Raw genomic sequence first — 25,091 nt, forward strand, 5'->3', positions numbered from 1 at the left:
TAACCTGCTGCTTTTAGCGGCAGGAGCACAGGAGTGATTGACGTGGCGACACTGAGTGTCATCAGACGTTGGGCATTGCGTGAGCAACTGTCCATCCGGGAGATAGCCCGACGCACGGGCCTGTCTCGCAACACCATCCGCAAGTACCTTCGCGAGGGTGAGGCGGCGCCCAGCTACGCGAAGCGGGTCAGCCCGAGCAAGCTCGATGCGTATGCAGAGAAGCTTGGCGCCTGGCTCAAGAGCGAGGCATCGAGATCGCGCAAGCAGCGGCGCACCCTCAAACAGATGCATGCAGACTTGGCCGCGCTCGGCTACCAGGGCTCCTACAACCGCGTGGCCGCCTTCGCGCGGGCATGGCACGCGCATCGCCACGAGGTGGAGCAGACCACCGGTCGAGGCACATTCGTGCCGCTGGCCTTCGGCCCGGGCGAGGCGTTCCAGTTCGACTGGAGCGAGGACTGGGCCGTCATCGGCGGGGAGCGCACCAAGCTGCAGGTCGCGCACTTCAAGCTCAGCCACAGCCGGGCCTTCCTGGTGCGGGCATACCCACTGCAGACCCACGAGATGCTGTTCGACGCGCACAACCGCGCCTTCGAAGTGTTGGGCGGCGTGCCGCGACGAGGCATCTACGACAACATGAAGACGGCCGTGGATCGCGTGCGCCGCGGCAAGGAGCGCGACGTCAACGCGCGCTTCAGCGCCATGGTCAGCCACTACCTGTTCGAGGCCGAGTTCTGCAACCCGGCTTCGGGCTGGGAGAAGGGTCAGGTGGAGAAGAATGTGCGCGATGCGCGTCACCGGCTGTGGCAGCCCGTCCCGGCGTTCGCGACGCTGCCGATGCTCAACGACTGGCTCGAGCAACGCTGCAAGGCGCTGTGGGGCGAGATCACTCACGGCAAGCTGCCCGGCACTCTGGCCGACGTGTGGGCCCAGGAGCGGCCGCTGCTGATGCCCGTGCCTCGTCCCTTCGACGGCTTCGTCGAGCACACCAAGCGCGTCTCACCCACCTGCCTGGTGCACTTCGAGCGCAACCGCTACAGCGTGCCCGCGTCCTATGCGAACCGCCCGGTGAGCCTGCGGGTCTACGCAGACCGCCTGGTCGTGGCGGCCGAGGGGCAGCTCCTGTGCGAGCACACGCGGATCATCGACCGTCGCCACGATACGGCCGGCCAGACCGTCTACGACTGGCGTCACTACCTGGCGGTGCTGCAACGCAAGCCGGGGGCGTTGAGGAACGGCGCGCCCTTCAGTGAGCTGCCGCAGGGCTTCAGACGGTTGCAGACCGTCCTGCTCAAGCAGCCCGGTGGCGACCGGGAGATGGTGGAGATCCTCGCGCTCGTCTTGCACCACGACGAGCAGGCCGTGCTGACCGCGGTCGAGCTGTCACTGGAAGCGGGCGTCGCGAGCAAGACGCATGTGCTGAACGTCCTGCATCGGCTGCTCGACGGCAAGCCGGTGGCGCCAGCGCCGGTGACGGCGCCTCAGGCGTTGCGCCTTGCAAACGAACCCCAGGCCAATGTGCTGCGCTATGACTCCCTCAGAGGACGCGTGACTGCAGCCGATCCGATCATCATCCAGGAGGTGCGCCATGCGCCATGACCCCGCCAGTGCAGCCATCGTCATCATGCTGCGTGAACTCAAGATGCACGGCATGGCGCACGCCGTGGCCGAACTCGCCGAGCAGGGCTCGCCGGCGTTCGAGGCCGCGCAGCCGATGCTCTCGCAGTTGCTCAAGGCCGAGACGGCCGAACGCGAGGTGCGCTCGGTGGCCTACCAGTTGAAGCTGGCACGCTTCCCGGCCTACCGCGACCTCACAGGCTTCGACTTCCAGCACAGCGAGGTCAATGAAGCCTTGGTGCGGCAGTTGCATCGATGCGAGTTCATGGAGGACGCCCAGAACGTGGTGCTCGTCGGTGGCCCGGGCACGGGCAAGACCCACATCGCCACGGCGCTGGGTGTGCAGGCCATCGAGCATCACCACCGGCGTGTGAGGTTCTTCTCCACGGTCGAACTGGTCAACGCGCTCGAGCAGGAGAAGGCCAGCGGCAACCCGGGCCACATCGCGCATCGGCTGATGTACGCGGACATGGTGATCCTCGACGAGCTCGGCTACCTGCCGTTCAGCGCCTCGGGCGGGGCGTTGTTGTTCCATCTGCTCTCGAAGCTCTACGAGCGCACGAGCGTGGTGATCACGACGAACCTGAGCTTCAGCGAGTGGGCCAGCGTGTTCGGCGATGCGAAGATGACGACGGCGCTGCTGGACCGGCTCACGCATCACTGCCATATCCTGGAGACCGGCAACGACAGCTTCCGCTTCAAGCACAGCTCGGCTCAACCCGTTCAGGCAGACCAACCCAGAAAGAAGGAGAAGACCAAGAACTTATCCACACCGTGAGCCACCAGGCTCGCAAAGAGGGTGGGTCAATATTGGATGGAAATGCCGGGTCAGGATTGCATGGAACTCAACAGGCTATCATTTTCGAGTACGAAAATCGGTGCTATTGAAGTGGAGCCTTGGTGGTGGGGGGGCGAATGGGCGTACTTCAGCGAGCAGGCGCGGTGCGGGAACAACTTCGGTCCCGATGTCGTGTAGGCCTTTGGGAAGATGGTGCACTTAGTGTTGAGTTCCATGCAATCCTGACCCGGCGGGGGTGCGGATAAAAACTTGGACTGGTTTTATGCCGCAAGTCCAAGGCTCACCCGGTATTCGATGGGGCTGAGAGAGCCAAGGGAGATCTTGATCCGCTTCTCGTTGTACCAGCGGATGTACGAGTCGACCACTTCAATGAACTGCTCGATGGTCGTGCCCTTCCAGTCCCGAGGATAGAACAGTTCGTTTTTGAGGCGACCGAAGAAGCCTTCGCAAGCCGCATTGTCCGGAGAACAGGCCTTGCGGGACATCGAGCGGATGAGGTTGGCATCGCTCATTCTTGATAGCCAGCCTGGCCAGCGATAGTGGCCGCCGCGGTCGGAGTGGACCACAGGCCGGTCAGCGGTGTCCGTCACCGTCTCGATGGCTGCATCCAGCATGGTATTGACCAGCTCAGCGTCGGGGCTCGTGCCAATGGTCCAGCTCACCACCATGCCGTCGAAGCAATCGATGATCGGCGACAGGTAAACCTTGCCGGCGGGGATCTGGAACTCTGTGATGTCCGTGAGCCACTTCTCATTGGGTGCCGCAGCCTGGAAGTCGCGGTTGATGATGTTCTCTGGTGCTGGACTGATCTCCCCCAGGTACGAGGCGTATCTGCGCTTCTTGTGCATTGGAACAACCAGGCGCTCCTGCTTCATCAGCCGCTGCACCACCTTCTCCGAGATGTTGACCTGCTGCCTGGTCAGCGAGGCCTGTAGCCTGCGGTAGCCGTAGCAACGGTGGTTCGACTCGAAGATCTCGGTGATGGACTGACGCACTTGGAGGTACTTGTCACCCACCGCTGCGCGGGCCCGATGGTAGAAGTACGAGCTACGTGCAAGACCCAACTGTCCAAGGAGCTCTGGCAAGTCATAGTGCTCCTTGAGGGCGTCAATCAGCAGTGTCTTCTCCCGGTTGGACAGGAGCTGCAGATCGACGCCCAGGCCTTTTTTTAACAGTTCATTGGCCTTGTTCAAGAGGTCCTGCTCAAGGCGCAGTTGCCTGACTTCGCGGCGCAACGCATCAACCTCGCGCTCGAGCTCGTCGCGCTCTTGAGCCCGTGGGGACTGATTGGTGTGTTTCATGGATGCGGGTGCCTCACGTCCCAGAAGCTGGTTCTTCCAGTTGTACAACGTCGGCCTGCTCACACCAAGCTTCTGAGCAACCACCTGCGCACTTCCCTCACGAGTGCACAGTTCGAGGACCGCCAGCTTCTTCAGTTGCGGCGGCCGAGGTGCACTGACGGCCCTGCCGACAACGCGCTGCCGGGAGTTGGGGTCCAGTTCATCAATCCAGGCACGCAGCAAATCGCGGCACGGATAGCCCAACGCCTTGACCGTGGAGGCGATGCAGCGCCCGTGCTCGGCGTAGTGTTTGACAGCCTGCTCCTTCTGAGTTTGAGAATACTTCGGCTTTGAGCGCACGTAGCCGGACGACAGGTCCAGGCGCCGCTCGTACTCCTCATGCCAGCTCTTCAAAGAGTTCTTCGTCGGGTAGCCCAACTGGCGGATAGTCGCCCCGGTGCGCTTGCCCAGCTTGATGTAGAGCGTGACCGCTCGGATGCGGTCTTCATATGAATACATGAACTACTTTCAGGTAGTCCAAGTTTTCCGCCGCACCCCCAACGGGTCAAATTTCGGCCGGCGCCTGGAGTGAACCCCTGTGGCTGGACCACGGGGCAAATCAGAACTGATACGCTGACCGGGCCTTCAACCAGGAGAAGGTCATGTCATCAAGAGGTCCATACCGGCGCCACGCGCCGGAGTTCAAGATTCAGCTATGCCAGGACATTCGCAGCGGTGCCATCGGCCGGCGCGATGCGGCGAAGAAGTACACCCTGTCGACCAACCTGATTCAGCTCTGGCTGACGCAGTACGACCGGGGAGAGCTGAGCACCGAAGAGGCTGAGGCATCGGTCATCACGGAATACGAGGCCAAGATCGCGGCCCTCGAACGCAAGGTCGGCCAGCTCACCATGGAGCTCGACCTTGTCAAAAAAACTCCACGCCTTCGCCTCGTGAGCGACAACGAGAACTTATCAATCGTCACCGGCCCGAAGCCTGCTCCATTCGACGGGGGTGCCAAGTGATCGATCTTCCGCGCAGCACGTTCTACTACCGGTCGACGGCAGTGGACGAAGATTTGGGAGACGCCCGGCTCGCCGAGTTGATTGGGTCCATCCAGGACGAGGTGCCAGGCTACGGCTACCGGCGCGTGACACACGAATTGCGCCGCCGCGGCCATGTGGTCAATCACAAGCGGGTCGCACGCGTGATGAGGGCCCAAGGCCTGGGCATCAAGCTTCGCAGGCGATTCGTTCGAACCACCGACAGCAAGCACGATTCGCCGATCTTCCCGAACCTTTATCGCAACGTCATCCCGACGCGGCCGAACGAGGTCTGGGTCGCCGACTTCACCTACATCCGCATCGCTTCGGGGTTTTGCTACCTGGCCGCGATTCTGGATGCTTGTAGCCGCAAGGTGGTGGGCTACGCGATCTCGCGCAACATCGACACGACGCTGGCTCTGGCCGCATTGCGATCTGCAGTGGAGGACCGACAACCTCCGGCTGGCTGCATCTTTCACACGGACAGGGGATCGCAATATGCAAGTGAAACCTATCGCAGGGCCCTGCAGGAAGCCGGGCTGCGCGGGTCGATGAGCTCGCCCGGCAATCCGTACCACAATGCGCAGGCCGAGAGCTTCATGAAGACGCTCAAGGTCGAGGACGTCTACATCGGCGGCTACGAGACCTTCAGTGATGTCGCCAGCCGGCTTCCACGGTTCATTGAAGAGGTCTACAACGCAAAGCGGCTTCACTCGGCGCTCGGTTATCTTCCACCCAACGAATTCGAATCCCAGCTTGCTCGGAAGGCGGCTTAGTTCGCATGAGCCCCGTGGTCCAGCCACAGGGGTTCACTCCAGCCAACACCCAGGGGATCGTCCAGCTTGCGCTGCCCATCGTTTCGGATGCGCTGAACGCCGGGCAACTTGCCCTCGTGCTGGACCAATTCCCGTTGGCGCCACGCTGGGTCAAGATCATGGTCCCCTCGGCTCGCCTGGAGTTGGTTCGGGTCAAACTCCTTTTCGACGGAATGGCGGCGCAGATGATGTCCGCGGAACCCGTGTAAGCGCGCACGCTCATTTCCTTCCTTCACTCGACGCGACGCTGCGTCTGGGCCTGGATCGGGCTTTAAAGAATTCCGCTGCCGCTGCTTGCCCAACGGACTCTCGTTCAATGTCATGACGTCGCCGCGACGCAGGAAGACCGGAATCGGCTTGACGCAGAGACAACGCCATCGGGCGTGTAAATGATCACGACGCCCGGACAGCAAGGTCATGAGCTAGCGCAGGCCGTGTCGAACAAAATGCCCTGCTGATCGGGCACCTCGTCCTTCGTCATCGGCCAAAGCACCGATGGCGAGGCGAGGCGAAGGCGAAGGCAAAGGCAAAGGCAAAGGCAAAGGCAAAGGCAAAGGCAAAGGCAAAGGCAAGAGTTTCAATGGCATCGGACTTTAGGCAAGGCGTCATTGTTGTTGCCGTTTGATGGCCCTTACTGTCTCAGTCCCGTCCTGCGAGCCAGGAAGCCATCGCGATGACAAGGCCGCGCTTCTATTGCGGGCAAACTCCGGTGAACCAAAGAGCAGCGCAGCCGCTGCCATGTGGAGCGCGGATGCATAGCAATTTGGCGTCGCTTTGTCCGCCGCGCTGGCGAAGCAGGCAACGACCGTCCGCACGCTGTTCTGCAGCCTTTCGGTGAGGCGGCAGCTGCCAGCAGCCAGCAGCCAGCAGGCCAGGAAGCGCTCGCACATCGTGCAGACTCGCGCCCCCGAAGTACCGCCATTCAAAGAGATTCGCTCGAACGGGTCGGAGAAGGGTTCGATAAGTTGCGCGTTATGGTGCCCAAGTCCGATGGTTGTTCTGGGGGTTCAGCTATGGGGACGCTTCCAAAACCCCCGCATCGCCCGCAACCTCTCATCGCGTTCCGTCGTGAGGTACATCGACGTCGTCCCGATCGACGCATGCCCCAGGTTGTTCTGCACGATCTGGATCGGCACCGGTCGCTGCCCTCCCCTGCCGTGCAATGCGTGCGAGGCGTGGGAATGGCGAAGCCAATGGGAGCTGGCCTTTCGAAGGCGCTCGCCATCCTCCCCGCCTACGCCGTCGGCCACCTGCGCAAGAAAATTCTTCATGGCCTGGTAAAGCCCCGAGGCCGACCAGGCAGAGGGTCGCTCGAGCCCCGCTTCAAACCGTGCCATCACGTGGATGCCTCGATTGCTCGGCGCGGTGACCGCGCGCTCCAGGCCGAATCGGCCCAGCTCATCAGCGAGTTCGTCAACCAGCTCATGCGGCACCGGCACTTGGCGGACCCTCGCGCCCTTGCCCACCACCGTGAGCATCCAGTCGGTCGCGGTCGAGCCATCGACATCGCGGTACGCGACCCGCTCGAGGTCCTCGCACTTCACATGCGTGATTTCGGCGAGTCGCAGCCCGGTGGCATACAGCCACCGCATGCCGCGCCGAAGTCGCCGCGCGGCTTCCGTGTCGACCTGGCGCTCGAGCATGGCGTCGAGGTGGTCCCACTGCGTGAACGTCAAGGTTCGGTTGGAGCCCAGCGGCCGCAGGGGTTGGACCGGCATCGCCAGGGCCGCGAACGGGTTGCCCGTCACATAGCCCTGGCTCACCAGAAAACCGAACAGGCTTCTGAGAATGTTCAGCGCATGCCGCAGCGCAGCCGGTGCCAACGGTCCCTCGAAGGGCCGCCACAGCGGCGACCAGCGTTGGCGATGCCGCGGCCCGCACCAGGACGCCGGCGGGTTCTGCAGGAAGTCCCGGAACGCCGGGGCGTCTTCCACGGCCAATGAAGACAGCGCCTTGTTCCGCTCGAGGACAGCCCACAGCAACAGCCGCTCCGCTTCCCGGCGATACGCGCGCTGCGTGGCGGTGAGCTCGCCGTCTTTCGTCCCTCGCCCTTTCGAAGTCAGCCAGGCACCGATGGCCGCATAGTCGTCGGCGGCCACAAGCAGGCATTTTTCAGGCGGTGCACGGAATCGGCCCGCGGAGCCGTCAAGCTCCGACGGCACCACGAATTTTTCCAAGGGCCGAAGGGCCGTCGCCGCCGGCAGCACTTCGGTCAGCGAATCAAAAGTCAAATCCGATCGCCGCTGCGCCGCATGTGCACCGACGCGCAAGCCCAGCGCCGTCTCGTGGGTCTGCAGCCATTCGAGGATGCGCGAGGCCTTGCGCTCCCCCACGCCGGGCACCTGAACCCACCAGCGAGCGCCGACGCCATTCATGTGCTCCACGAGATCGAACAGCGTGTTCAATTTCGCGCGCTCGAGGCGCCCCGCAAGCCGAGGGTTCAGCCAAGCCCCCACCCGATCGCCCGGTCGGGGGTCTTGAGCGACAAGGTTTTGAAGCCACTGCAGTGCCTCGAGTTGCCGCGCGATGATGCGCCCGCGACGCGTGGGGGACGAAGCGCCCTGCCCTGCCCTGCCCCCGCCAGCTTTGCCAGTGCGCGGGTACGCCTCTTCATAGGCCTGGAGCTGCTCGTCTTCGGAGAACTCTTCCATCCCCTGCGCGAGCGCGAACTCGGCCAAGGTCGGTTGCGCAGGTGCTGCGCTGAAGCGTTCCGGATCGAGCCGCAGCAGCCGGGCGGTGCCCGGCTTGTTTTCGCGTTCGGCGGCCGCCGCGAACGCATCCTGGATCCAGGCGATCGTCCGGCGGACGGTCCGCAAATCCGTGTGTTCACCTTCGACGCGCAGATATCGGTCCCAGCTCGCGCGCTCGTCGACGCCCTGGGACAGCGCCCGCATGAAGGCGAAGTGGCTGCTGTCGAGTTTTCGGGGAGGCGGCGGGGGCTTGCGCATGGCGCGGGGTCAGGTCGTGGCGCGCGGCGTTTTTGAAGCGGCCCAGAATTTCCACCAGGGCCGCGACGGCGTCACGGGGTCTGGCAGCTGCGCGACCTGGCTGGCCCGCAGGCGTTGGCGGTGCGCAACCTCCAAGGCATGCGCGATACCGTGGGCCTTCCGATCGCCGCGCAAGGCCTGGGCACGCCAGGCCACCGCGAGTTGCTCGAGTTGAGCGTCATCGAGACTGTCGAGCTGCGAAGGCGTGGGAAGGTTGCTGTGTGCCATCGGATGGGCGGGACGATTAAAAGCTGGACATCATGCGGTGCAACGCTGCGAGCCCCGGCCCACAAGGGCACGAAATTGCATCTTACTAAATTTACTTATCATCAATGCGATTTTGTGATGCTCCGAGCCGTGCTTTGGGAGAAGCTCTTTTTAAGTCGTTGATTTCAATGGAGTTTTTGCGCTCGCGAAGTTGGAATGAGATATGCCCGTCCAGAGGCGGGCTCCCCATTTCACTGCCGTGGACGCTGCGGGGAGTCCCCCCTTTCCAGCGGCGAATCCCAATTGCTCTCACATTGGTCCCGGATGGCCACCCAAAATCCCCCACCCGTGGCCACCTCAAACTCCTCCACCTGAACTGATCGGGAGAGGGTTGTAGGCCGGTGCCACCGGCCCCCTTTGGACAGGACGTGAACTGACCTCCCGAGCGAGGAGGTCGTGGAGTTGAACGTCTTGAAGCCAAACAAGAAAACCACCATCCAGACGCTGCTGGCGCGAGGAGCCGGCCAGCGGGAGATTGCCCGCATCACGGGGATCGACCGCAAAACGATCCGCAAGTACCAGGCGGCGATGGCCGGCGCAAATTCCTCCGGGGTGGCCACCGGCTCGGCGCCTCTGAAGGAGGGCGAGAAAGCGGCCCAAAATCCCCCACCCCGGCCACCGGCGCACACCTCGGCGTGCGAACCCTGGCGCGAGTTCATCCAGGCGCAGCTGCTGCTCAAGCGAAACGCCATGGCGATCTACCAGGACCTGGTGGACGTCCACGGCTTCGGCCATGGCTACAACAGCGTCAAGCGGTTCGTCGCGCAGCTGCGCTCGCGCGAGCCGGAGCAGTTCGACCGGCTGGAGTTCGCCCCCGGCGAGGAGGCGCAGGTCGATTACGGCGAGGGCGCGATGACGCTGGATCCGGTCAGCGGCCGCTGGAAGCGCCCGCGGCTGTTCGTGATGACGCTGCGCTACTCGCGTCGCAGCTTCCGCCGGGTGGTGTGGAAATCCGGCCAGCAGGAGTGGGCCGAGCTGCACGAGCAGGCGTTTCGCTACTTCGGCGGGGTGGTGCGCTATGTCGTGCTGGACAACCTCAAGGAAGGTGTGCTCAAGCCCGATCTGTACGAGCCGGAGCTCAACCCGGTGTACGCCTCGCTGCTGGCCCATTACGGCTGCGTGGCGGACCCGGCACGGGTGCGCGACCCCAACCGCAAGGGCAGCGTGGAAAACGCGATCCAGCACACGCAGGACACGGCGCTCAAGGGCCGGCGGTTCGACTCACTGCAGGCACAAAATGAGTTCCTCGAGCGCTGGGAGAGCACATGGGCGGCCAAGCGCATTCACGGGCGCGAGAAGCGCCAGGTGCAGGCCATGTTCGAGGAGGAGCGTGCCAGTTTGCTGCCGCTGCCGATCACCCGCTTCGCCTTCTTCCGCGAGATGGTGCGCACGGTGTGCGACGACACCACGGTGCGGGTGGACAGCAGCAATTACGCTGCCCGTCCGGCGGCCATCGGTGCGAAGGTGACGGTGCGCCTGTACGCCCACCTGGTGGAGATCCGGGACCGGCAGACCGGCGCGCTGTTGCGCACGCACGCGCGCAGCGAACGGCGGGGTGCCACCGTGCTGCCCGAGGACGAGCGGCCGTTCAACCCGAGCCGGCAGACCGAGCTGCTGTGGAAGCTGGCGCGCGAGATCGGCCCCCATTGCCTGGCGCTGTGCCAGCAGTGGTTTGCTCGCGAAGGACGCGTCGGGCAGCGGCGCATGTGGGGGCTGGTCGGGCTGGCGCGTCACCATCCGGCGGCGCTGGTGGAGCAGGCCTGCGCGCTGGCGGTGCAGCAGCAGCGCGCCACGCTGAAGGCCATCACGGCCATGGTGGGCGAGCTAGCCGAGGCGGCAGCCGCCGCGTCGCCTGTGGCGCCGCCATTGACGCAGCGCGACGAGCTGATCCGCGATGCAGCCACGTACGCGGACTTCTTCGCCGCCGCGACCGGTGGCGTGCCGGTGGCCGGGGAGTGGCTGCAATGAGCATGTCGATCGCCGAACTTGAACGCACCCTGGCGCAGCTTCGCCTGTCCGGGGCGCGCGACACATTGCAGACGCGCCTGGAGCAGGCGCAGGCCTCGCAGATGACGGCGCAGGAGCTGCTGGCGCTGCTGCTGCAAGACGAACTCGATCGCCGCCAGAGCCGCCTGATCGACAAGCGCTACAAGGACTCGCACCTGGACGAGAAGGTCACGCTGGCCGAGATCGACTGGTCGTTCAACCCGAAGGTGCCGCGCGCGGCCTGCTTCGAGCTGCAGACGCTCAAGTTCGTCAGCGAGGGCGCCAACGCCCTGTTGATCGGCAAGCCCGGCACGGGCAAGAGCCATGTAGCCAAGGCGGTGGCCTACCACGCCGTGCAGCAGGGGCTGAAGGTCGCCTATCTGGAGGCCGACACCGACTTCGGCCGCTACGCCTTGGCCGAACCCCGAGAGCGCGAGCTGATGCTGCAGCGGCTGCTGGCGGCCGACCTCCTGGTGCTGGACGACCTGTTCCTGGCCAAGCGCGTCTCGGAGGTGGCGGCGGAGTTGCTGCAGACCCTGGTCCATCAACGGCATCGCCGCCGCGCCAGCGTGCTGGTGACGTCCAACCGGGTGATCCGGGACTGGGGCACCTACCTGGGCGACATGACGATGGCATCCACCATCCTCGACCGGCTGATGCACCGTTCCCGCCTGCTGGAGTTCGAGGGCAAGAGCTACCGGCTGAAGGAGGCGGCTCAGCGCCTGGCCATCAAGGCGCCGGCGGACTGACCCTCAGGCGCGCCCGCCGTGGACAAGCCACCCGTCCACAGGACAGGCCTGTGGACGGCCCCTGCGGCGATCGTGGCCTGCCCACCGCTCCCCGGCGGCCGCCTCCGGCCTGACGCGCTTCGCTTGCCGAACAGCCGTCAAAGAAGAAAAGACGAGAATCCCCCCGTCCTGGCCTGGAGGAATTTGCCCGGCCATAGGTGGGGGAGTTTGAGGTGGCCATCCGGGCATTGGTCAGTCGCCCCCGCCGCGGTCAAGCCAACTTTCGAAGCTTTCGCAGGCCGTCAACGACGGCGTGCTCAAGAAGCTCAGGCTTGAGTTCAGCATAGGTGTCGGCCTCAATGACGATCGTCAGCTCCCCCCCCTTTCCGCGGGTCGCAGTGCCGAACTTGTGGTCTTGGGACTGCAATTCGATGCGCTCGACTTTCTCGAAGCGAGGACTTACATCGATGAGTCTTGCAACGACCACAGCGGCAGACAGATTCTGCCCGCGAACCTTTTCGGCGCGCTTGAGCACTCCGCGACGATCCTTTTCGAGCGCCGCATGGATCTGCTCCGCATGACGAAAGTTGATCTCTAGCGGGCTTCTGAAGCAGTCGACGATGGCGTCGGGCAGCTGAGCAACCAGGAGGGCTTTTCGCACCCACGTGTGGCTGACGCCTAACGCTTCCGCCAGTTGGCGTTGGGTTGGAAAAAGCTGCTCGTCGAGCGCGCGCTGGTACATCACGCCTTGCTCGAACGAGGACAGGTCGGCGCGCTCCCGGTTCTCCCTATCCATGAGTTCAAAAAGCGCCTTGTCGCCCAGGTCTTCGATCCATACCGATGCAAGCACCGGGATCCCGAGCTCGAGGCAGGCCTGGTGCCTCCGGTGGCCAAAGACCAGTTCGAACTCCCCCGGAAGATCGATCACAGGCCGCACAAGGATTGGCTGGACGTTGCCTCCGGCGTGCTCGATATCAGCCTTCAGGCCGGCAAATTCGCTCGTCGCGAACGAGGCCTTGTGACGGTTAGCGTAGCGGCTGTGGCGGATGGTCTTCGGATCCATCTTGCGCGTGGGTAGCGCGCCTTCGTACTGGCGCAGCTTGTCCCGCAAGGACGCCATCTCACCCTCCACCTGCTGGATCTGCCCTCGAAACGCGAGCATCTGTCCGGGTCCCGTACGCGGAAGAAAGCCGCCCACAGCTGCGGGTGGAAACCTGGTTTCCATGCCTGGGGCTGCGGACGGCGCCTGATCCGGTGCGGGCGGAGAAACCGGCATATTGGGCGCTGACCTTTCCAAGTCGGCCGGGAGAGAGAGCCCTGCCGTCAGTGCTTCGAGTCGCTTGCGTGTGCTTGCCATGGTCATGCTTCCTTGTAGAGGCGCGAGACTGATTCGGAGTGTCCGCGTCGGATTTCGGCACGCAGGACGGGACCACGTTCGGTGCCATAGTGCGGCGTCCATAGGCGACAGAATGCCGACATCTGGTCAGTATGGAATTCTCTCGAAGAGCCACCCACCTGCGACACTTCGCTGGAAACCAGGTTTCCACTGTTCCAAGTAGCCAGGACGGGAGCCCTACCTTTGGTCGAAGTTGGGCACGGGCTGCGGCCCTGCCCTCTGCTGTGTGCTGTAGGCTCGGACGTGGAAACCTGGTTTCCACATCCACCCCCTGCGCAGTTTCTGCGCACGCTTGCCCGCGGATTCGATGTCTCGCCCCGAAGTCTGTTCGACGTTAGATGTGTGATCGTGGCGTTCCGCGCGGCCTCCAGGCCGGATGTGGAGACCTGGTTTCCAGATCCGGCGCTTGCGGCTCGCTGACGTGAGCCCGCCGGCCCTGTGAACGCGGCACCCGCACTTGGCCGGCGCGCCGATCGCCTGCCTTCGATTTCCTCCACGACTGCCGAGCCCTGTATGGCAACCTGGTTTCCACAAAACTCTTCGAGTTTTCGAGCGACGCATGGCTCCGGGATCGATGCGCAACGCATGTTCTGATCCGACGCCAGTCGGAAGAGTTGGGCTCCGGCCGCGCCCACCAAACTCATCGCGGAAACCTGGTTTCCACACGCCCTGAGATTTGCAGCCGACAACTGCGTGGAAACCAGGTTTCCACCGTTGCGCCGGTCGCTGCTGGTCCCTCTCCGCTTCATCGGTGCGCCCTGCCCTGGCCCTGCCAGGCGCCCACCATCGACTGCTCAACCAGTTCTACGAACGAGTCGTACGCCTCCACGGCGCGCTTGTAGGTCTTGGCCGCGCCCTCATACTTCTGCACGTCATAGACGGTGGCGAACTCCGCCGCCTTATTGCTCGTCACACTGGTCTTGGGGATCTCGACCGGCAAGGTGTACTCACCATACGTCGCCTGGATCCACTGCCGCACGGCTGGCATCGCCGGATCGGATGCGTCAACCCGGCTTAGAAGCACGTGTAGGAAATCAAAAGCCTTGCCCTCGCGGTCCTTGCTTTGACCGTCCAGGTTGCCCCCGAGGTCCGCGAGTAGCGACCAGAACTGGGCCGAGGACGCGAAGTCCAACCCGGAGGGCGGCACCGGGACCACGATGCCGTTGGCAGCCCAAAGCGCGTTGATGGTGACGTAGGAGAGGGAAGGGGGGGTGTCAATGACAATAACGTCATAGAGATCGCGCACGCTTTCCAGCCCCATGTTGAGCACGTCCCAGAACTTGGCGCCAGGTTCCTGCATCTGGCGCGCCGGCAAGGCGAACTCGGCCGAGAAGAGGAAAGGGGCCGCGGCGACCAGGTCAATGCCGTCCCAATAGGTCGACCGGATGGCGTACCGAATGTCGCTTTGTGTACCGTCGCACAGCGGGCCGATGGTCATGTCCTCGGTCACCTCGGCCTCCGGGAGCAAACCGTGCAGCGTGGTGAGTGACCCTTGCGGATCGGTGTCGATCGCCAGGACTCGGTGGCCCCGCAGACTCAGCCCCTGCGCGAGGATCATGGCGGTGGTCGTCTTCGCCACCCCGCCCTTGAAGTTACCCACCGCGATCGTGATGGCCTTGCGGTCCGCGGGGCGCATCTTTTCGCCGCGGTAAGTGCGAGTCCAGCGCCGGAGCTCGTCCAAGCCAAAAACGCGCTTGCCGCCGGAAGGCGACAGGCGCCCGGCCGGAAGGTCCTCCTTGGTGATACGGTACGCAATGTGCGCCTTGTCCATCCCGCACAGCGCGGCCAGCTGCGCCGTGGAGTAGGTGGGGGCCGTCTTGCGGGCCTCGGGGGCCAGGAGCATGCCCCGGATCTGCTCGACCATGGAGCCGGCGCGGGCCGCTAGGCCAGCGATGCGCTCCATGTTGATGGTTGGGCGCGGTGGGGCAATGTCAGTGGAAACCTGGTTTCCACCGACTGGCGGTACGAGAGCGGACATATTGAAGAAGCCTCATTCGACAGAATTCGGCGATTCTATGAGAATCTGCCGAATGAACAAGTTTCAGCCATTCTCCCCTGGAACACCCTCCGCGAAGTGTGAGGTTTATTGGGGAACCGGGGCTTTGGCGGGTCACCAACGCGTTCCGCCAAGGGGTTGAGACGGCCTTTCCCACCCGTGGGCACATCCTTATGGCCCTCTGCAGGGCTATGCACGGGGCGCTGAGGGATTGAAGGAGGGCGGTTGCCCATATCCACTCACATCAAACCCCAAGCCACCTCACATCTTGGTTGATAGGAACCCAGATCTGCTCACCTCAAATCCCATCCGTTCTCACATTATTTCCCAAGGAACCTCACACCAAGTGGTGCAAGCCATTGATCCAATTGAGGAAAATGAAACTTCAACTCTTCAATCTCCCAAGTGTTTCACTTCAACAGCTCAAGCGAAAGCACTCTGCCAACTGTGAATTGACGAAATCACATTAGGCCGACATGATGTGAGCTTCAGCACGAACACTACTTTCATGGTCGAGGACGAATCCCCGCGCAGTTCGCCTCGCCCACCCCCCTCGGTCGAGGAGCAAAGCGTTGCCAAGGCCAACGAGGCCATCGCCATCCGCCCGAAGCGCGGACGCCTGACCCTGCTTTCTCGGCGCATCTATAACGCGCTGCTCTACCATTCCCAGCGTCAGGGCGTTGACGAGCCGGTTTACCGATTGGCCCTGAGCGAGTTGATCGGTGACGCACGCTTCAACTCCAACAACACGGAGCTGCTGAAGTCCCATCTGCGCGATATGCAGGCGACGACGATCGAATGGTCGACCAGCAGCAGCTCGCTCAAGCGCTGGGTTTCGTCCCAGCTGCTGGGCACCGTGACCATCGAGGAGCAGGGCAGGGGGCGCCCGTGCATGGTCACTTGGCGCTATCCCGAGGAAATAAAGGAGCGCCTCGTCAAGCCCCACCAGTACACGCGGGTGTTGCTCGAGATGAGCAGCCAGATGCGCAGCTACTCGGCGGCCGTGCTCTACGAGATCGGTGCTCGTTACCTGACTTCGCCCGGTCGGTTGTCCATGCGAGAGGACGTAATGTGGTGGGCTGCGGTCCTGACCGGTCGCAGCGATATCAAGGAAGTGGACTACCGCTTCCTCAAGCGCGACGTCATCAGCAAGGCGATCGCCGAGATCGACGCCTTGTGCGAGGAGTTCGGGTTGGAGCTGATCGAGCACAAGAGAGGCCGCAAGATCGAGGAAATCCAGTTCCGAGTGGTCCCCAAGGTTCAGCAGCGGCTTGAGGACATCAACGCCGCCAACCGCAACGTTTTCGACCTGGAGCTGGTGGGGCGCCTGATTGCGCTGGGGATCAAGCAAGACGAGGCGCAGGACCTCTATGCAACCACGGACGAGGGGCAGATCCGCGCGACCCTGGATCACGTCGACGCGCGACTGCGCAGCGCTACGATGCCGGCTCTGAAATCGCCTGCCGCCTATTTCAAGGACGCACTCAAGAAGGGTTACGCGGGCGTCGGCATCGCGGTGCCCGCTTCGCCGCCGGACGAGCCAGGCGCCGCACCCGCTACGTCCGTTCCCACGCTGTCGGAGGGCGACCGCCTGCGGCGCATCCGCGAACTGTGGGAAAACGATCAGATGGCCAAGGCGCGCGCGATGTATGCGGAAATGCTGGAGCCGATGCAGGCGGAGTGGCGGACACGTTTCCAGGTCGAGCAGCTTGAGAAGGTTGCCTCTCCCATCGCGCGTGCCTGGCGCCGCGATGGGCCGGCCAGTCGCATTGCCGGGACGACGTTCTTCAAATGGCTGGCCGGCACCACCTGGCCCGCGGAGCCGACGGACCGGGTGCTGTTGGACTTCGCCCTGCAGCGGGGCGTGCCAGGCCTCTGACGGCGGTCCCTGGCCAGACTGGTTTCAGGAATCTGCATCGAGCGGCCGCTGCGCATTTGCGCGGCAAGGTGCTTGGACGCACGATCCCTTCGCAGGGTATTTGGTTGGCCGCGCTTGGGGCGGAACGAGTAACCGAGAGGCTTGTCTTTTCCCATCTGGCGTTCGCCCATCGGGTGGGTGCCAGGCTCACGTGCCCACCAAGATCGCTTGAATCTGACGCCGGCACTTAGAGGAACGTTTACGCTGCTACCGCTTAGTTCGCGTCGTAAGTTAGCCATCACATCGATCTCATAACTAGCACCCTTGACACGTCCGGGTGCTGTCGCAAGTGGCCACCGCCCTCGAAAAGTTGGCACGTGGGCGCGCTCCGCTTCACACGCCGGGGACGCCCCGCCTTGTAAATGCATTATATGAACCAACGTGCGATTAGTTCATTTGTTGAGGTACAGTATTACCCATCAAGGCAGGTAATCGAGGCAACTGCATTCCCTTTGCATAAGGAGCATACAAAATGACCACTTCGGAACGTACGCGTCGCCGTCAAGCTGCGGAAATGACACCTGAAGAGTTGGAAATGGCTCGCACGGCACAGCGCTGCATCGGCGAGTCGTTGGATCGCTCGCGAGCGGCGAGCATTCTTTTGACCAGCGACGATGGGGATCTCCCGCCGGTGCAGGTGCCGACAAAGGCGCTGCGGTTGATCGGTGAAGTGCTGGGTGCATTGAGCGAGCGTAGGGCGGTGACTGTTATCTCGGACAAGCAAGAAATGACGACCGTCGAGGCTGCCAACCTTCTGAACGTTTCTCGCCCATTTGTCATTCGCGCGATCGAAGAGGGGCGGCTGGCTCATCGCATGGTCGGCACACATCGCCGCATTCCGTTCGACGGGTTGATGGCTTTTCGTGCGCAGATGCGTGAAAAGCAGATCGCAGCCTTGCAACGGCTGTCTGAAAACGCGCAGGAATTGGGCCTCGAATACTGATGGCGGGGAACGCGAGGTACACAGCCCTCTTGGACGCCTGCGTCCTTTATCCGGTCAGCGTCGCCGACGCTCTGATGAGCGTTGCCGTGACCGGGTTGTTTGCCCCCAAGTGGACGACGGAGATCGAGGCAGAATGGATGGGCAACCTCGAGGCTGAACGCCCCGATCTCGTCGGCAGGCTCAGCTTTCGCCGCGACAACATGCGTGAAGCCATTCCCGATTGGGAGATTTCGGAAGCGGCCTGGCGGCCGCTTGTCGGATCGCTCACGCTGCCTGACCCCGATGACGTCCACGTGCTTGCCGCTGCGATCGTTGGCCATGCTGATTGCATCGTGACCGCGAACCTCAAGGACTTTCCGAATGATGTCCTGGCGGGATACGATTTGACGGCAGTGCACCCAGACGATTTCTTGGTCGCACAGCTTGATCTGGACGAGATTGCTGCATTGACGGCATTCAAAGCCATGCGGGCACGGTCCAAGCGTCCTCCCTTCTCGCCGGAAGAGTTCGCTGATGTCCTCGAGCGGAACGGCCTGGCCGCAACCGCTGAGCGCTTGCGAGAGGCAGCTGCGCTGATCTGAATACGACCTCATCACCTGCGTGAGCGCCGGGATCGCTCCCGAAAGCCAATGCGTCGCGCGCTGATGGCTTGGACCGACTCTCGCGTGCTGACATGTCTTCCCTGCCTCATCGTTCATGCGTTCCCATCGGAACCAGCACTCGCTCGCGAGCCCTTAAATACGGGAGAAGCCCGGTGCTCTTCGGGTCCCTGCATAAAGACTGAAGAACCGAGGCGTCATGCTGACCTGCTGGGCGAACGGCCTGCGGCTGTGGCCGATCGGTCAAACTTTTTGCCAGCGACGTCAAACGAGGGAGGGCAGGTGCCCGACGGTTCGTTGACGTCTGATTCTGACTAGTTCGCGCCACAAGGTCTCTTGTGAACGTCGAGGACATCGATTGCTTCACGAGCCCCGCGGCCTACTACCGACGGCGCTGCACGAACTCGTGTACTAGATGGGGTCTCCTCGTTTTCAGTGCAATAAGTGACGGTACGCAAAGCTAGCACTGGCGCGGGGGTGGTCTGGGTAGACCGTTGATTTCATTGACTTTCCTGTTCGCTTTGTAAACGGGTATGGTGGCCTCCCACTTTTGAGGTTCACGATGCAGGGTTGGCACACAACGTTTTTGGGGATGCGTGGGCTCCCCCGCGATATCAGCGACTTCGAGATGAAGGCATTTTTCACCTTCGATGGTGCCGAGCGCGACGCAATCAATGCACGCGAGGTGATTCCACAAGCTTGGTCTGGCGCTCCATATTGGTTTCCTGCGCATGAGTGGGCGTTTGCTCGGTGCCTTTCGGGTAATTCCAGTAGCCTTGTGGCGCCACCTTGGCAACGAGCTTGGCATTGCAGCACCAGAAGTCGCCTCGCTGAGAGCCATGTATGAACGCGGGCGCACGCTATTCGATCACCAACAAGTAGCCTGCACGGTCCTTGGATTCCAGTGGATGAGCGAGCACCAGCGCCGCTCACTGGTACGTGAACTGCGCGACGAAGTGGCGCGCTGCGCCGACCGCGATCAGCTACTCGTGCGGGCGCGTCAATGGCTGTACAAGAACAAGCTGGTGATCGTGCACGAGCGGGCAATTCGGACACTGATTGCGGCGGCACTTGCCCAGCTTGAAGTTGAAACAGGCACCGCCATCGCCGCCAGCGTTGATCCAGCAACACTTGATCGCTGGCGAGCCTCAGTTTCAGAGCTGCGCCCAGATGGACAAACCCAGCAGAGTTGGCTATGGGCTGCACCGGCGAAACACTCAACCCGCCAAATCAGCGAGGTACTGGAGCGCATCGACCTGCTTTACACGCTGGACGTTCATAAGCACCTGGCAGACATCCCCGATCTCATCTTGCGCCGCTACGCGCGCCGACTTGTCTCCAGGCCGCCCTCAGCCGGAGCCAAGATCAAAGAGCCAGCGCGCACCGTGGAGGTCGCATGCTTTCTTCGGTATTGCCTGTTCACCACCACAGACCAGTTGATCCTTATGGTGCAGCGCCGGATCGCCGATCTGTGGCGTCAGGCTGCCGCCGATGTCCCCGCTACCGTCAATTGGGCCGCAATGTACAAAACGCTGCTCGGCGAACTTGTTGCCTTGAGCGCGCAAGGTGCGGTGCCAGATGCTGAGTTGCGTGCCCGTCTTGAAGCCTTGATCACCGAAACCCAGAAACGCAAACCACCGAGCAGGGCCTCCCTGGTCCGCGAGGGATTGATTGATGGAATTCGCCCCGTGCGGTCGTTGCTCGTCGCCATTGCAAAGCTGCCCTGGCAGGCCACCGGCGAGCATCCTGCCATCGAGTACCTTGCCAAGCTGCAAGCTTTATATCTCAAAGGATCCAGAAAGCTGCCAGTTGAAGTGGTGGCACCAAGTCTGGGAATGATCTGGCAGGTTTCGATCTCCAGCCCAGACCGGGAACGGGCGTTTCAGGCGTTGGAGGTGGCCACCCTGTTTGCCCTGCGCCGCGCGGTGCGCAATGGCTCGGTCTGGATTGAGCACAGCCTGAGCTTTCGGGGTCGTGCGCGCTTGTTCTTCACGGACGAGCGTTGGCAGGCAGAGTCCAAGAAACACTATGCCCGTCTATCGTTACCCAGCAAGGCTGCCACTTTCTTGAAGCCTTTGCTGGCCAGAGTAACTGCCGGTGTCGATGCGGTGGCCGCTGCAGCCCGCAGTGGCGTACTGCGCGTGGATGATGAACTCCATTTGTCGCCATTGCCCGCAGAGGACGAAGACCCAGAAGTGACCAAGCTGCGCGCGGCTTTGGATCACCGCATCGGTGAGGTTCAATTGCCGGAAGTGATTCTGGCCGTTGACGCCCAGGTGCGCTTTAGCTGGATCATGCTCGGACGTGAGCCGCGCTCTACCGACCGAGCTGCTGATGGTCTATGCCGGCATCATGGCCCACGGCACCAGTCTGACTGCGGTCGAATGCGCGCGCATGATTCCGCAATTGTCTGCCACCAGCATTCGCCAGGCCATGCGCTGGGCGCGGGACGAAACGGCGTCTGAGCCAGGCCTGCCAGGCTGTGCTGGAATTCATGCAGCGACACCCGATTGCCGCCACCTGGGGGCGGTCCGATTTGGCATCTTCTGACATGATGACCATGGAGACCACCAAAACGGGTGTGGCAAGCCCGGCTTGATCCTCGGCGCAACACACCTTCCATTGGAATCTACTCCCATGTAAAAGACCGGTGGGGCATCTTCCATGCGCAGCCCTTTGTGCTCAATGAGCGCCAGGCGGGCGTGGCCATTGAAGGTGTCATCCGCCAAGAAAAGCTGGAGACCAGCCAGCTTGCTGTGGATACCCATGGCTACACCGACTTTGCCATGTCACATGCCCGTTTGCTTGGTTTTGATCTTTGCCCGCGGTTGAAGGAACTCAAACAGCGCCACCTCTTTGTGCCACGCGGCACCAAAGTGCCCGCAGAAATCGCTGCGGTGTGCGAAGCCAATGTCGACGTCGCTTTGATCGAAAAGCATTGGGATAGTCTGGTGCACCTGGCAAGCCTCGGTCATGAGCGGACATGCCAGTGCGGTGGCAGCTCTTGCGCGGTTCGGTTCTGCCGCCCAGGGCGATCCAATCTATGAGGCTGGCGTGCAATTGGGCGGTTGCTGCGTACGGCGTTTTTGGCTGACTACTTTGTCAAGGACGCTTTCAGGAACGAGTTGCGCCGGGTGCTCAATCGGGGCGAGGCTGTTAACGCCCTCAAGCGCGCCATTTATACCGGCCGGATCAGCCCGGCGCAGGCCAAACGTGTCGATGAAATGCAGGCTGTGGCCGATGCGTTGAGCCTGATGGCCAACATCGTGATGGCGTGGAATACCTCACAGATGCAGGCGGTCCTGGATCGCTGGTCGAACCGCCGCCAGGTCATTCCACCGGAACTGATCGGGAAGATTGCGCCCACCAGGCTGGAGAGCATCAACTTGCGGGGTGTGTTTCGCTTCCCGGTTGACCGCTATGCTGACCAAATCCTGCCTTCGCGGCCAAATGCATCGATAACTGGCACCAATGGATGAAACCGACCACGGTTTGACGCCACGAATCGCAGATTTGAAAGTGAACAGGAAAGTCAATGAAATCAACGATCTACCAACACCACCTCCGCGCCAGTGCTAGCTTTTCGTACCGTCACTTATTGCACTGAAAACGAGGAGACCCCTCGTCCAGCTCGCCGGTGAGCTGGTCGGCCAGCTCTGCGGCTTCCTGGCGCGCTGCTTCCGTCTCCTGGCGCACGGCCTCCAGCGCCTCGCGCTCGGCGGCCAGGCGGTTGTTCGCCATTTCCAGCGCCACGGCCCACAAGTCGCCGCCCAGCTCGGCCAGCTTGTCAGTGATCGCCTGCGGTGCCGGCTCGCGGATCGGGGCGGCCTGGCTGGCCTTGCGTGCGCGCCACTCGTTCATCGCCTCGCTGATGGTGGTGAAGCTGCCGCTGCCGAGCTGCTTGCGCACGTTCGCCAGCGTGGGGTTCTGGCCGGCCGCGTCCAGTTCGTCGGCCACCGCAAATATCTGCTCCTTCGAGATCGCCATGTCGGGCCTCCTTTGGCCGGTTGTATGTTGTAGCGTGAAGCATACTACAACATACAACACTACGCAAGCGGTTTAGCTGAACTTTTTTTAGCGGCTAAAACGCGGGCAAAAAAAGCCCCGCTCGATGGCGGGGCGATGGGTGGGGGTCGGTGGTCGGCGATGCCCGGCGCTGGGCGTGTCAGCCCTCCAGCAGCGCGACAAGCTGCACGGTGCCAAGGTCGGCCTCGAACTCCTGGCCGTCATCCTCGTATTTGAGCCAGGCCCAGCCCTCGGCCGGGGGCCGGCGGTTGAGGATCAGCCGTGCCGGCCGGTCGTCGTGCTTGACCTGGATGATGGCCTTCTTGAGCTTGTCGGGGTCGGCCTCCTTCGGCTCCTTCTTCCCCTTGGCGTCATCATCCTGCGGCCCCTGCTCGCCGTCGCCGGCCTCGGCGTCGGTCTTGCCGGTCAGCGCATCGACGGTGTTGGGATCACGGTCGCCGTCCTCGTGACTGCGCTTGTCCTCCAGGAACTCGCGCAGCAGCTTCACCGAGCCGCGCGTCAGCTCCTGGCTGTCGTCGGCCAGCCAGGCGGCCACCTCGTCGGGGTTCTTCTTGTAGGCCGTCACCAGCTCGTTGATGACAGTCACGTCCTTGCCCCGGCCGCTATTGAACGCCTCGGCAATGGGTTCGGGCAAGTCCAGCAGCGTGACGTGCTGCGTGACGAAGGCCGGCGACTTGCCGATCTCCTTGGCGATCTCGCCCTTCTTCTTGCCCTTCGCCAGCTCGCGGCCGATGAAGTCGGCGATCTCACGCGCCGTCAGCTCGTTGCGTTGCAGGTTCTCGATAACCTGGTCGGCCTCGTTGTAGTCGTTGTCGATGAAGGCCGGGATCGTGGTCTTGTGCGCCCACTTCGAGCCGCGATAGCGCCGCGCGCCGTGGTTGATGAGGTAGCGCCCCGGTGCGTCCGGGTTCTCGCGCACGCTGATGGGCGACTTCACGCCGCGCGCTTTGATCGTCTCGCCGATCTCCGCGATGCTCTCCGGCGAGAAGCCGGGGTTGTCGGCCGTGCGCGGCTGGTGCGGGTCTTCGTCGATCAGGTCAAGCGGCAGCTCCTGCGGGCCTGCGCCGCCGGCGTTGGCCGCCGGCTGCTCGTTCAGCAGGCCGGCCAGGTCGCCCAGCCCGTCCAGGCCCAGCCCGGACGATTGCGGCTTGTCCTGCTCCTTCTTCTTGGCGTTGGTCTTGGCGCTCATTGCGCGATCTCCATCTTCGTGAACACGTAATCCGCCAGCGCACGCACCTCCTGGGTGGCCTTCCGCGCGGCGGTCTTCTTGATCTTCCACACCGGCATCTGCTCGCCCAGCGCCTCGGCGATGCTGTCACGCGCGCCGATGCTGAACGGCAAGATGAGCTGCGGGTATGCCTGCTGCAACGTCGCCAGGTTGTTGACGTGGCGCGGCTTCCGCGCGTCCACCTTGTTCGGCACCATGCCGAGGAAGCGCAGCTTGGGGTTCTGCTTGCGCAGGTTGCTGATGACCGCGACCATCTTCTTCATGCCCTGCAAGCTGTACGCCTCCATTTCGATGGGCGACAGCATGTAGTCGGCCGTCAGCACGGCCGCCGTCATGGCGACGCCAAGGGAGGGGGCCGTGTCGATCAGGCACACGTCGAAGAACTCGCCCAGCGCGGCCACACTGGCCCGCAGCGCGGCGGCCGCCTGGGAAAGCTCCATCTTGTCCAGGTTCGCCAGGTTGGCGTCTGCCGCGATCAGCGCCAGGCCGTCATCCTCCCGGTCAGCGAACCAGGCGCGCAGCTCGTCGCCGCCGGCGGTGAACATGCGACTGGCGGGATAGCCCGAGTCGTGGCCGGCCAGCGTCCAGCTCGCATTGCCCTGGGTGTCCAGGTCGATCACTGCAACCCGAAGGCCGCGCTCCTGGAAGTCGAACGCCAGGTGGCAGGTTGCGAACGTCTTGCCTTGACCGCCTTTCTGAATTGCCGTGACCAGTGTTTTCATGAGTTGGGTTCCTGTTTCCTCTTTCCCTTGGCGTCGGCTTCCCAACGCTTGACGATGAACGCTTGATGCTCCGGCAGTACCGCCGTCACCCGCTCGAAGCCCTGCGGGAGCACTTCCCCCGCCACTGCCCACACGCGGCTGACCGCTTGCGATACCGCCCCCTTGGTCAGCCCCAGCGAGGCCACAAACTCGGCCTGGGGCCTTCCATCGACCAGCACGCCGCGCGCTATGTCGATGGTCTGTTGCCCGATCTCCAGGCCCTTGATCGCCGCCTGGAATTGGGCTTCGGTTAGCCGTTTCTTCATGGAGAACACCCATATAAACTCCACACCCGGTTGTTGAACAAAAGGCGGTGCCAGCCGCCGACCATGTGCAGAAGTTTAGCTAAACTCGCCGCCCGCGTCAAGCGTTTTAGCGGCTAAAAATGGGCGCGTGATCTTCTTTCTTGGCGTTCAACCTGGCCGCGTCAGCGGCACTCATGAAGAACGTCATCAGCGGGCCGACCGTGCGGCTCGAACCGTTGGCAAAGCACACGTCGAACTGACCGCCGGCGGTGTGCGGATCGACGCCTTCCACCAGTCGCCAGGGGTCAAGGCCCCATTCCTCGGATTGCGCGCTGTACCAATAGGCCGGCGCATCGCCGTTCAAGTCGCTGGCCGCGTACTCGCGCACCAGGACGGCCACCCGGCCGGTGTTCGGCTCCACGAATCCCGGCGGGTAGGGTAGGGTCTGTTTTTTCAT

21 protein-coding genes and 2 pseudogenes are annotated in these 25,091 nt (G+C 62.9%); 13 read left to right on the top strand and 10 right to left on the bottom strand.

The annotated features are described in order from the left end of the window. Positions 1-33 precede the first annotated feature (33 nt). Positions 34-1,599, top strand: coding sequence for an IS21-like element ISPpn1 family transposase (gene istA / locus F9Z44_RS22420; RefSeq protein ID WP_063599743.1), 1,566 nt, complete (start codon positions 34-36; stop codon positions 1,597-1,599). Beyond that, entirely contained in the window at positions 1,589-2,395 is an 807-nt protein-coding gene (gene istB / locus F9Z44_RS22425) for an IS21-like element helper ATPase IstB (protein ID WP_031652704.1), read from the top strand. The genes istA (F9Z44_RS22420) and istB (F9Z44_RS22425) overlap by 11 nt, the downstream gene beginning before the upstream one ends. Positions 2,396-2,676: 281 nt before the next feature. On the opposite strand, the gene F9Z44_RS22430 is transcribed toward istB (F9Z44_RS22425), so the two are convergent. Beyond that, the gene (locus tag F9Z44_RS22430) at positions 2,677-4,215 is read right to left on the bottom strand and encodes an IS3 family transposase (RefSeq protein WP_068685009.1); all 1,539 of its coding nucleotides are present in this window, start codon (positions 4,213-4,215) and stop codon (positions 2,677-2,679) included. Positions 4,216-4,358: 143 nt separating this feature from the next. Between F9Z44_RS22430 and F9Z44_RS23095 the strand changes: the two genes are divergently transcribed. The 3 genes from F9Z44_RS23095 to F9Z44_RS22440 are packed head-to-tail and all read left to right on the top strand — an operon-like array spanning position 4,359 to position 5,763. Beyond that, positions 4,359-4,721 (top strand): transposase, encoded by a 363-nt coding sequence (locus F9Z44_RS23095; protein ID WP_068681404.1) that lies wholly within the window; start codon positions 4,359-4,361, stop codon positions 4,719-4,721. Further along, positions 4,700-5,515 (top strand): IS3 family transposase, encoded by an 816-nt coding sequence (locus F9Z44_RS22435; protein ID WP_232062361.1) that lies wholly within the window; start codon positions 4,700-4,702, stop codon positions 5,513-5,515. The genes F9Z44_RS23095 and F9Z44_RS22435 overlap by 22 nt, the downstream gene beginning before the upstream one ends. A gap of 5 nt (positions 5,516-5,520) precedes the next feature. Beyond that, a complete protein-coding gene (locus tag F9Z44_RS22440) occupies positions 5,521-5,763 on the top strand; it encodes a hypothetical protein (RefSeq protein ID WP_068682760.1) in 243 nt (80 codons plus the stop codon). A 798-nt stretch (positions 5,764-6,561) separates the two neighbouring features. Here the strand turns inward: F9Z44_RS22440 and F9Z44_RS22445 are convergent. After that, positions 6,562-8,502 (bottom strand): phage integrase family protein, encoded by a 1,941-nt coding sequence (locus F9Z44_RS22445; RefSeq protein ID WP_068682758.1) that lies wholly within the window; start codon positions 8,500-8,502, stop codon positions 6,562-6,564. A gap of 9 nt (positions 8,503-8,511) precedes the next feature. Next, on the bottom strand, positions 8,512-8,769 hold the full coding sequence (locus F9Z44_RS22450) for a hypothetical protein (protein ID WP_068682756.1): 258 nt from the start codon (positions 8,767-8,769) through the stop codon (positions 8,512-8,514). A gap of 441 nt (positions 8,770-9,210) precedes the next feature. Here F9Z44_RS22450 and istA (F9Z44_RS22455) point away from each other — a divergent pair, with 441 nt between their 5' ends. Both istA (F9Z44_RS22455) and istB (F9Z44_RS22460) read left to right on the top strand, forming a co-directional pair. Beyond that, positions 9,211-10,776 carry an IS21 family transposase gene (gene istA, locus F9Z44_RS22455; RefSeq protein ID WP_068682754.1) on the top strand — a complete coding sequence of 522 codons (1,566 nt, stop codon included), beginning with the start codon at positions 9,211-9,213 and terminating at the stop codon, positions 10,774-10,776. Continuing rightward, positions 10,773-11,543 carry an IS21-like element helper ATPase IstB gene (istB, locus tag F9Z44_RS22460; protein WP_068682752.1) on the top strand — a complete coding sequence of 257 codons (771 nt, stop codon included), beginning with the start codon at positions 10,773-10,775 and terminating at the stop codon, positions 11,541-11,543. The genes istA (F9Z44_RS22455) and istB (F9Z44_RS22460) overlap by 4 nt, the downstream gene beginning before the upstream one ends. Before the next feature lie 250 nt (positions 11,544-11,793). On the opposite strand, the gene F9Z44_RS22465 is transcribed toward istB (F9Z44_RS22460), so the two are convergent. Together F9Z44_RS22465 and F9Z44_RS22470 are read right to left on the bottom strand one after the other, a co-directional pair. Next, positions 11,794-12,879, bottom strand: coding sequence for a ParB/RepB/Spo0J family partition protein (locus tag F9Z44_RS22465; RefSeq protein ID WP_068682762.1), 1,086 nt, complete (start codon positions 12,877-12,879; stop codon positions 11,794-11,796). Positions 12,880-13,663: 784 nt separating this feature from the next. Beyond that, positions 13,664-14,821, bottom strand: a complete 1,158-nt coding sequence (locus F9Z44_RS22470) for an AAA family ATPase (RefSeq protein WP_162584081.1) — start codon at positions 14,819-14,821, stop codon at positions 13,664-13,666. 601 nt (positions 14,822-15,422) lie between these two features. Between F9Z44_RS22470 and F9Z44_RS22475 the strand changes: the two genes are divergently transcribed. From F9Z44_RS22475 to F9Z44_RS23105, 6 genes and pseudogenes are all read left to right on the top strand, one after another. Continuing rightward, complete coding sequence (locus tag F9Z44_RS22475; RefSeq protein WP_068682748.1) at positions 15,423-16,793, top strand: replication initiation protein; 1,371 nt, start codon at positions 15,423-15,425, stop codon at positions 16,791-16,793. Positions 16,794-17,304: 511 nt separating this feature from the next. Continuing rightward, positions 17,305-17,775, top strand: coding sequence for an excisionase family DNA-binding protein (locus F9Z44_RS22480; protein ID WP_068682746.1), 471 nt, complete (start codon positions 17,305-17,307; stop codon positions 17,773-17,775). A gap of 29 nt (positions 17,776-17,804) precedes the next feature. Next, positions 17,805-18,356 (top strand): PIN domain-containing protein, encoded by a 552-nt coding sequence (locus tag F9Z44_RS22485; protein WP_232062360.1) that lies wholly within the window; start codon positions 17,805-17,807, stop codon positions 18,354-18,356. 749 nt (positions 18,357-19,105) lie between these two features. After that, a complete protein-coding gene (locus F9Z44_RS23255; RefSeq protein WP_338018491.1) occupies positions 19,106-20,839 on the top strand; it encodes a DUF4158 domain-containing protein in 1,734 nt (577 codons plus the stop codon). 29 nt (positions 20,840-20,868) lie between these two features. Next, positions 20,869-20,973, top strand: coding sequence for a Tn3 family transposase (locus tag F9Z44_RS23220; RefSeq protein WP_268894237.1), 105 nt, complete (start codon positions 20,869-20,871; stop codon positions 20,971-20,973). Continuing rightward, a pseudogene (locus F9Z44_RS23105) lies at positions 20,954-21,853 on the top strand (Tn3 family transposase). The gene F9Z44_RS23220 and the pseudogene F9Z44_RS23105 overlap by 20 nt, the downstream one beginning before the upstream one ends. Before the next feature lie 130 nt (positions 21,854-21,983). Here the strand turns inward: F9Z44_RS23105 and F9Z44_RS22495 are convergent. The 5 genes and pseudogenes from F9Z44_RS22495 to F9Z44_RS22515 all read right to left on the bottom strand — a co-directional run. Then, a pseudogene (locus F9Z44_RS22495) lies at positions 21,984-22,361 on the bottom strand (DNA-binding protein); the annotation flags it as partial. 178 nt (positions 22,362-22,539) lie between these two features. Further along, the gene (locus F9Z44_RS22500; RefSeq protein ID WP_011114060.1) at positions 22,540-23,589 is read right to left on the bottom strand and encodes a transcriptional repressor gene korB; all 1,050 of its coding nucleotides are present in this window, start codon (positions 23,587-23,589) and stop codon (positions 22,540-22,542) included. Further along, positions 23,586-24,350: a ParA family protein gene (locus F9Z44_RS22505; RefSeq protein ID WP_011114061.1), complete on the bottom strand. Its 765-nt coding sequence runs from the start codon at positions 24,348-24,350 to the stop codon at positions 23,586-23,588. The genes F9Z44_RS22500 and F9Z44_RS22505 overlap by 4 nt, the downstream gene beginning before the upstream one ends. Beyond that, positions 24,347-24,655: a transcriptional regulator KorA gene (locus F9Z44_RS22510; protein WP_011114062.1), complete on the bottom strand. Its 309-nt coding sequence runs from the start codon at positions 24,653-24,655 to the stop codon at positions 24,347-24,349. The genes F9Z44_RS22505 and F9Z44_RS22510 overlap by 4 nt, the downstream gene beginning before the upstream one ends. Positions 24,656-24,761: 106 nt before the next feature. Then, positions 24,762-25,091, bottom strand: coding sequence for a DUF2761 domain-containing protein (locus F9Z44_RS22515; RefSeq protein ID WP_011114064.1), 330 nt, complete (start codon positions 25,089-25,091; stop codon positions 24,762-24,764).

Origin of the sequence: Hydrogenophaga sp. PBL-H3, from assembly GCF_010104355.1 — a bacterium.
Taxonomy (GTDB): Bacteria; Pseudomonadota; Gammaproteobacteria; order Burkholderiales; family Burkholderiaceae_C; genus Hydrogenophaga.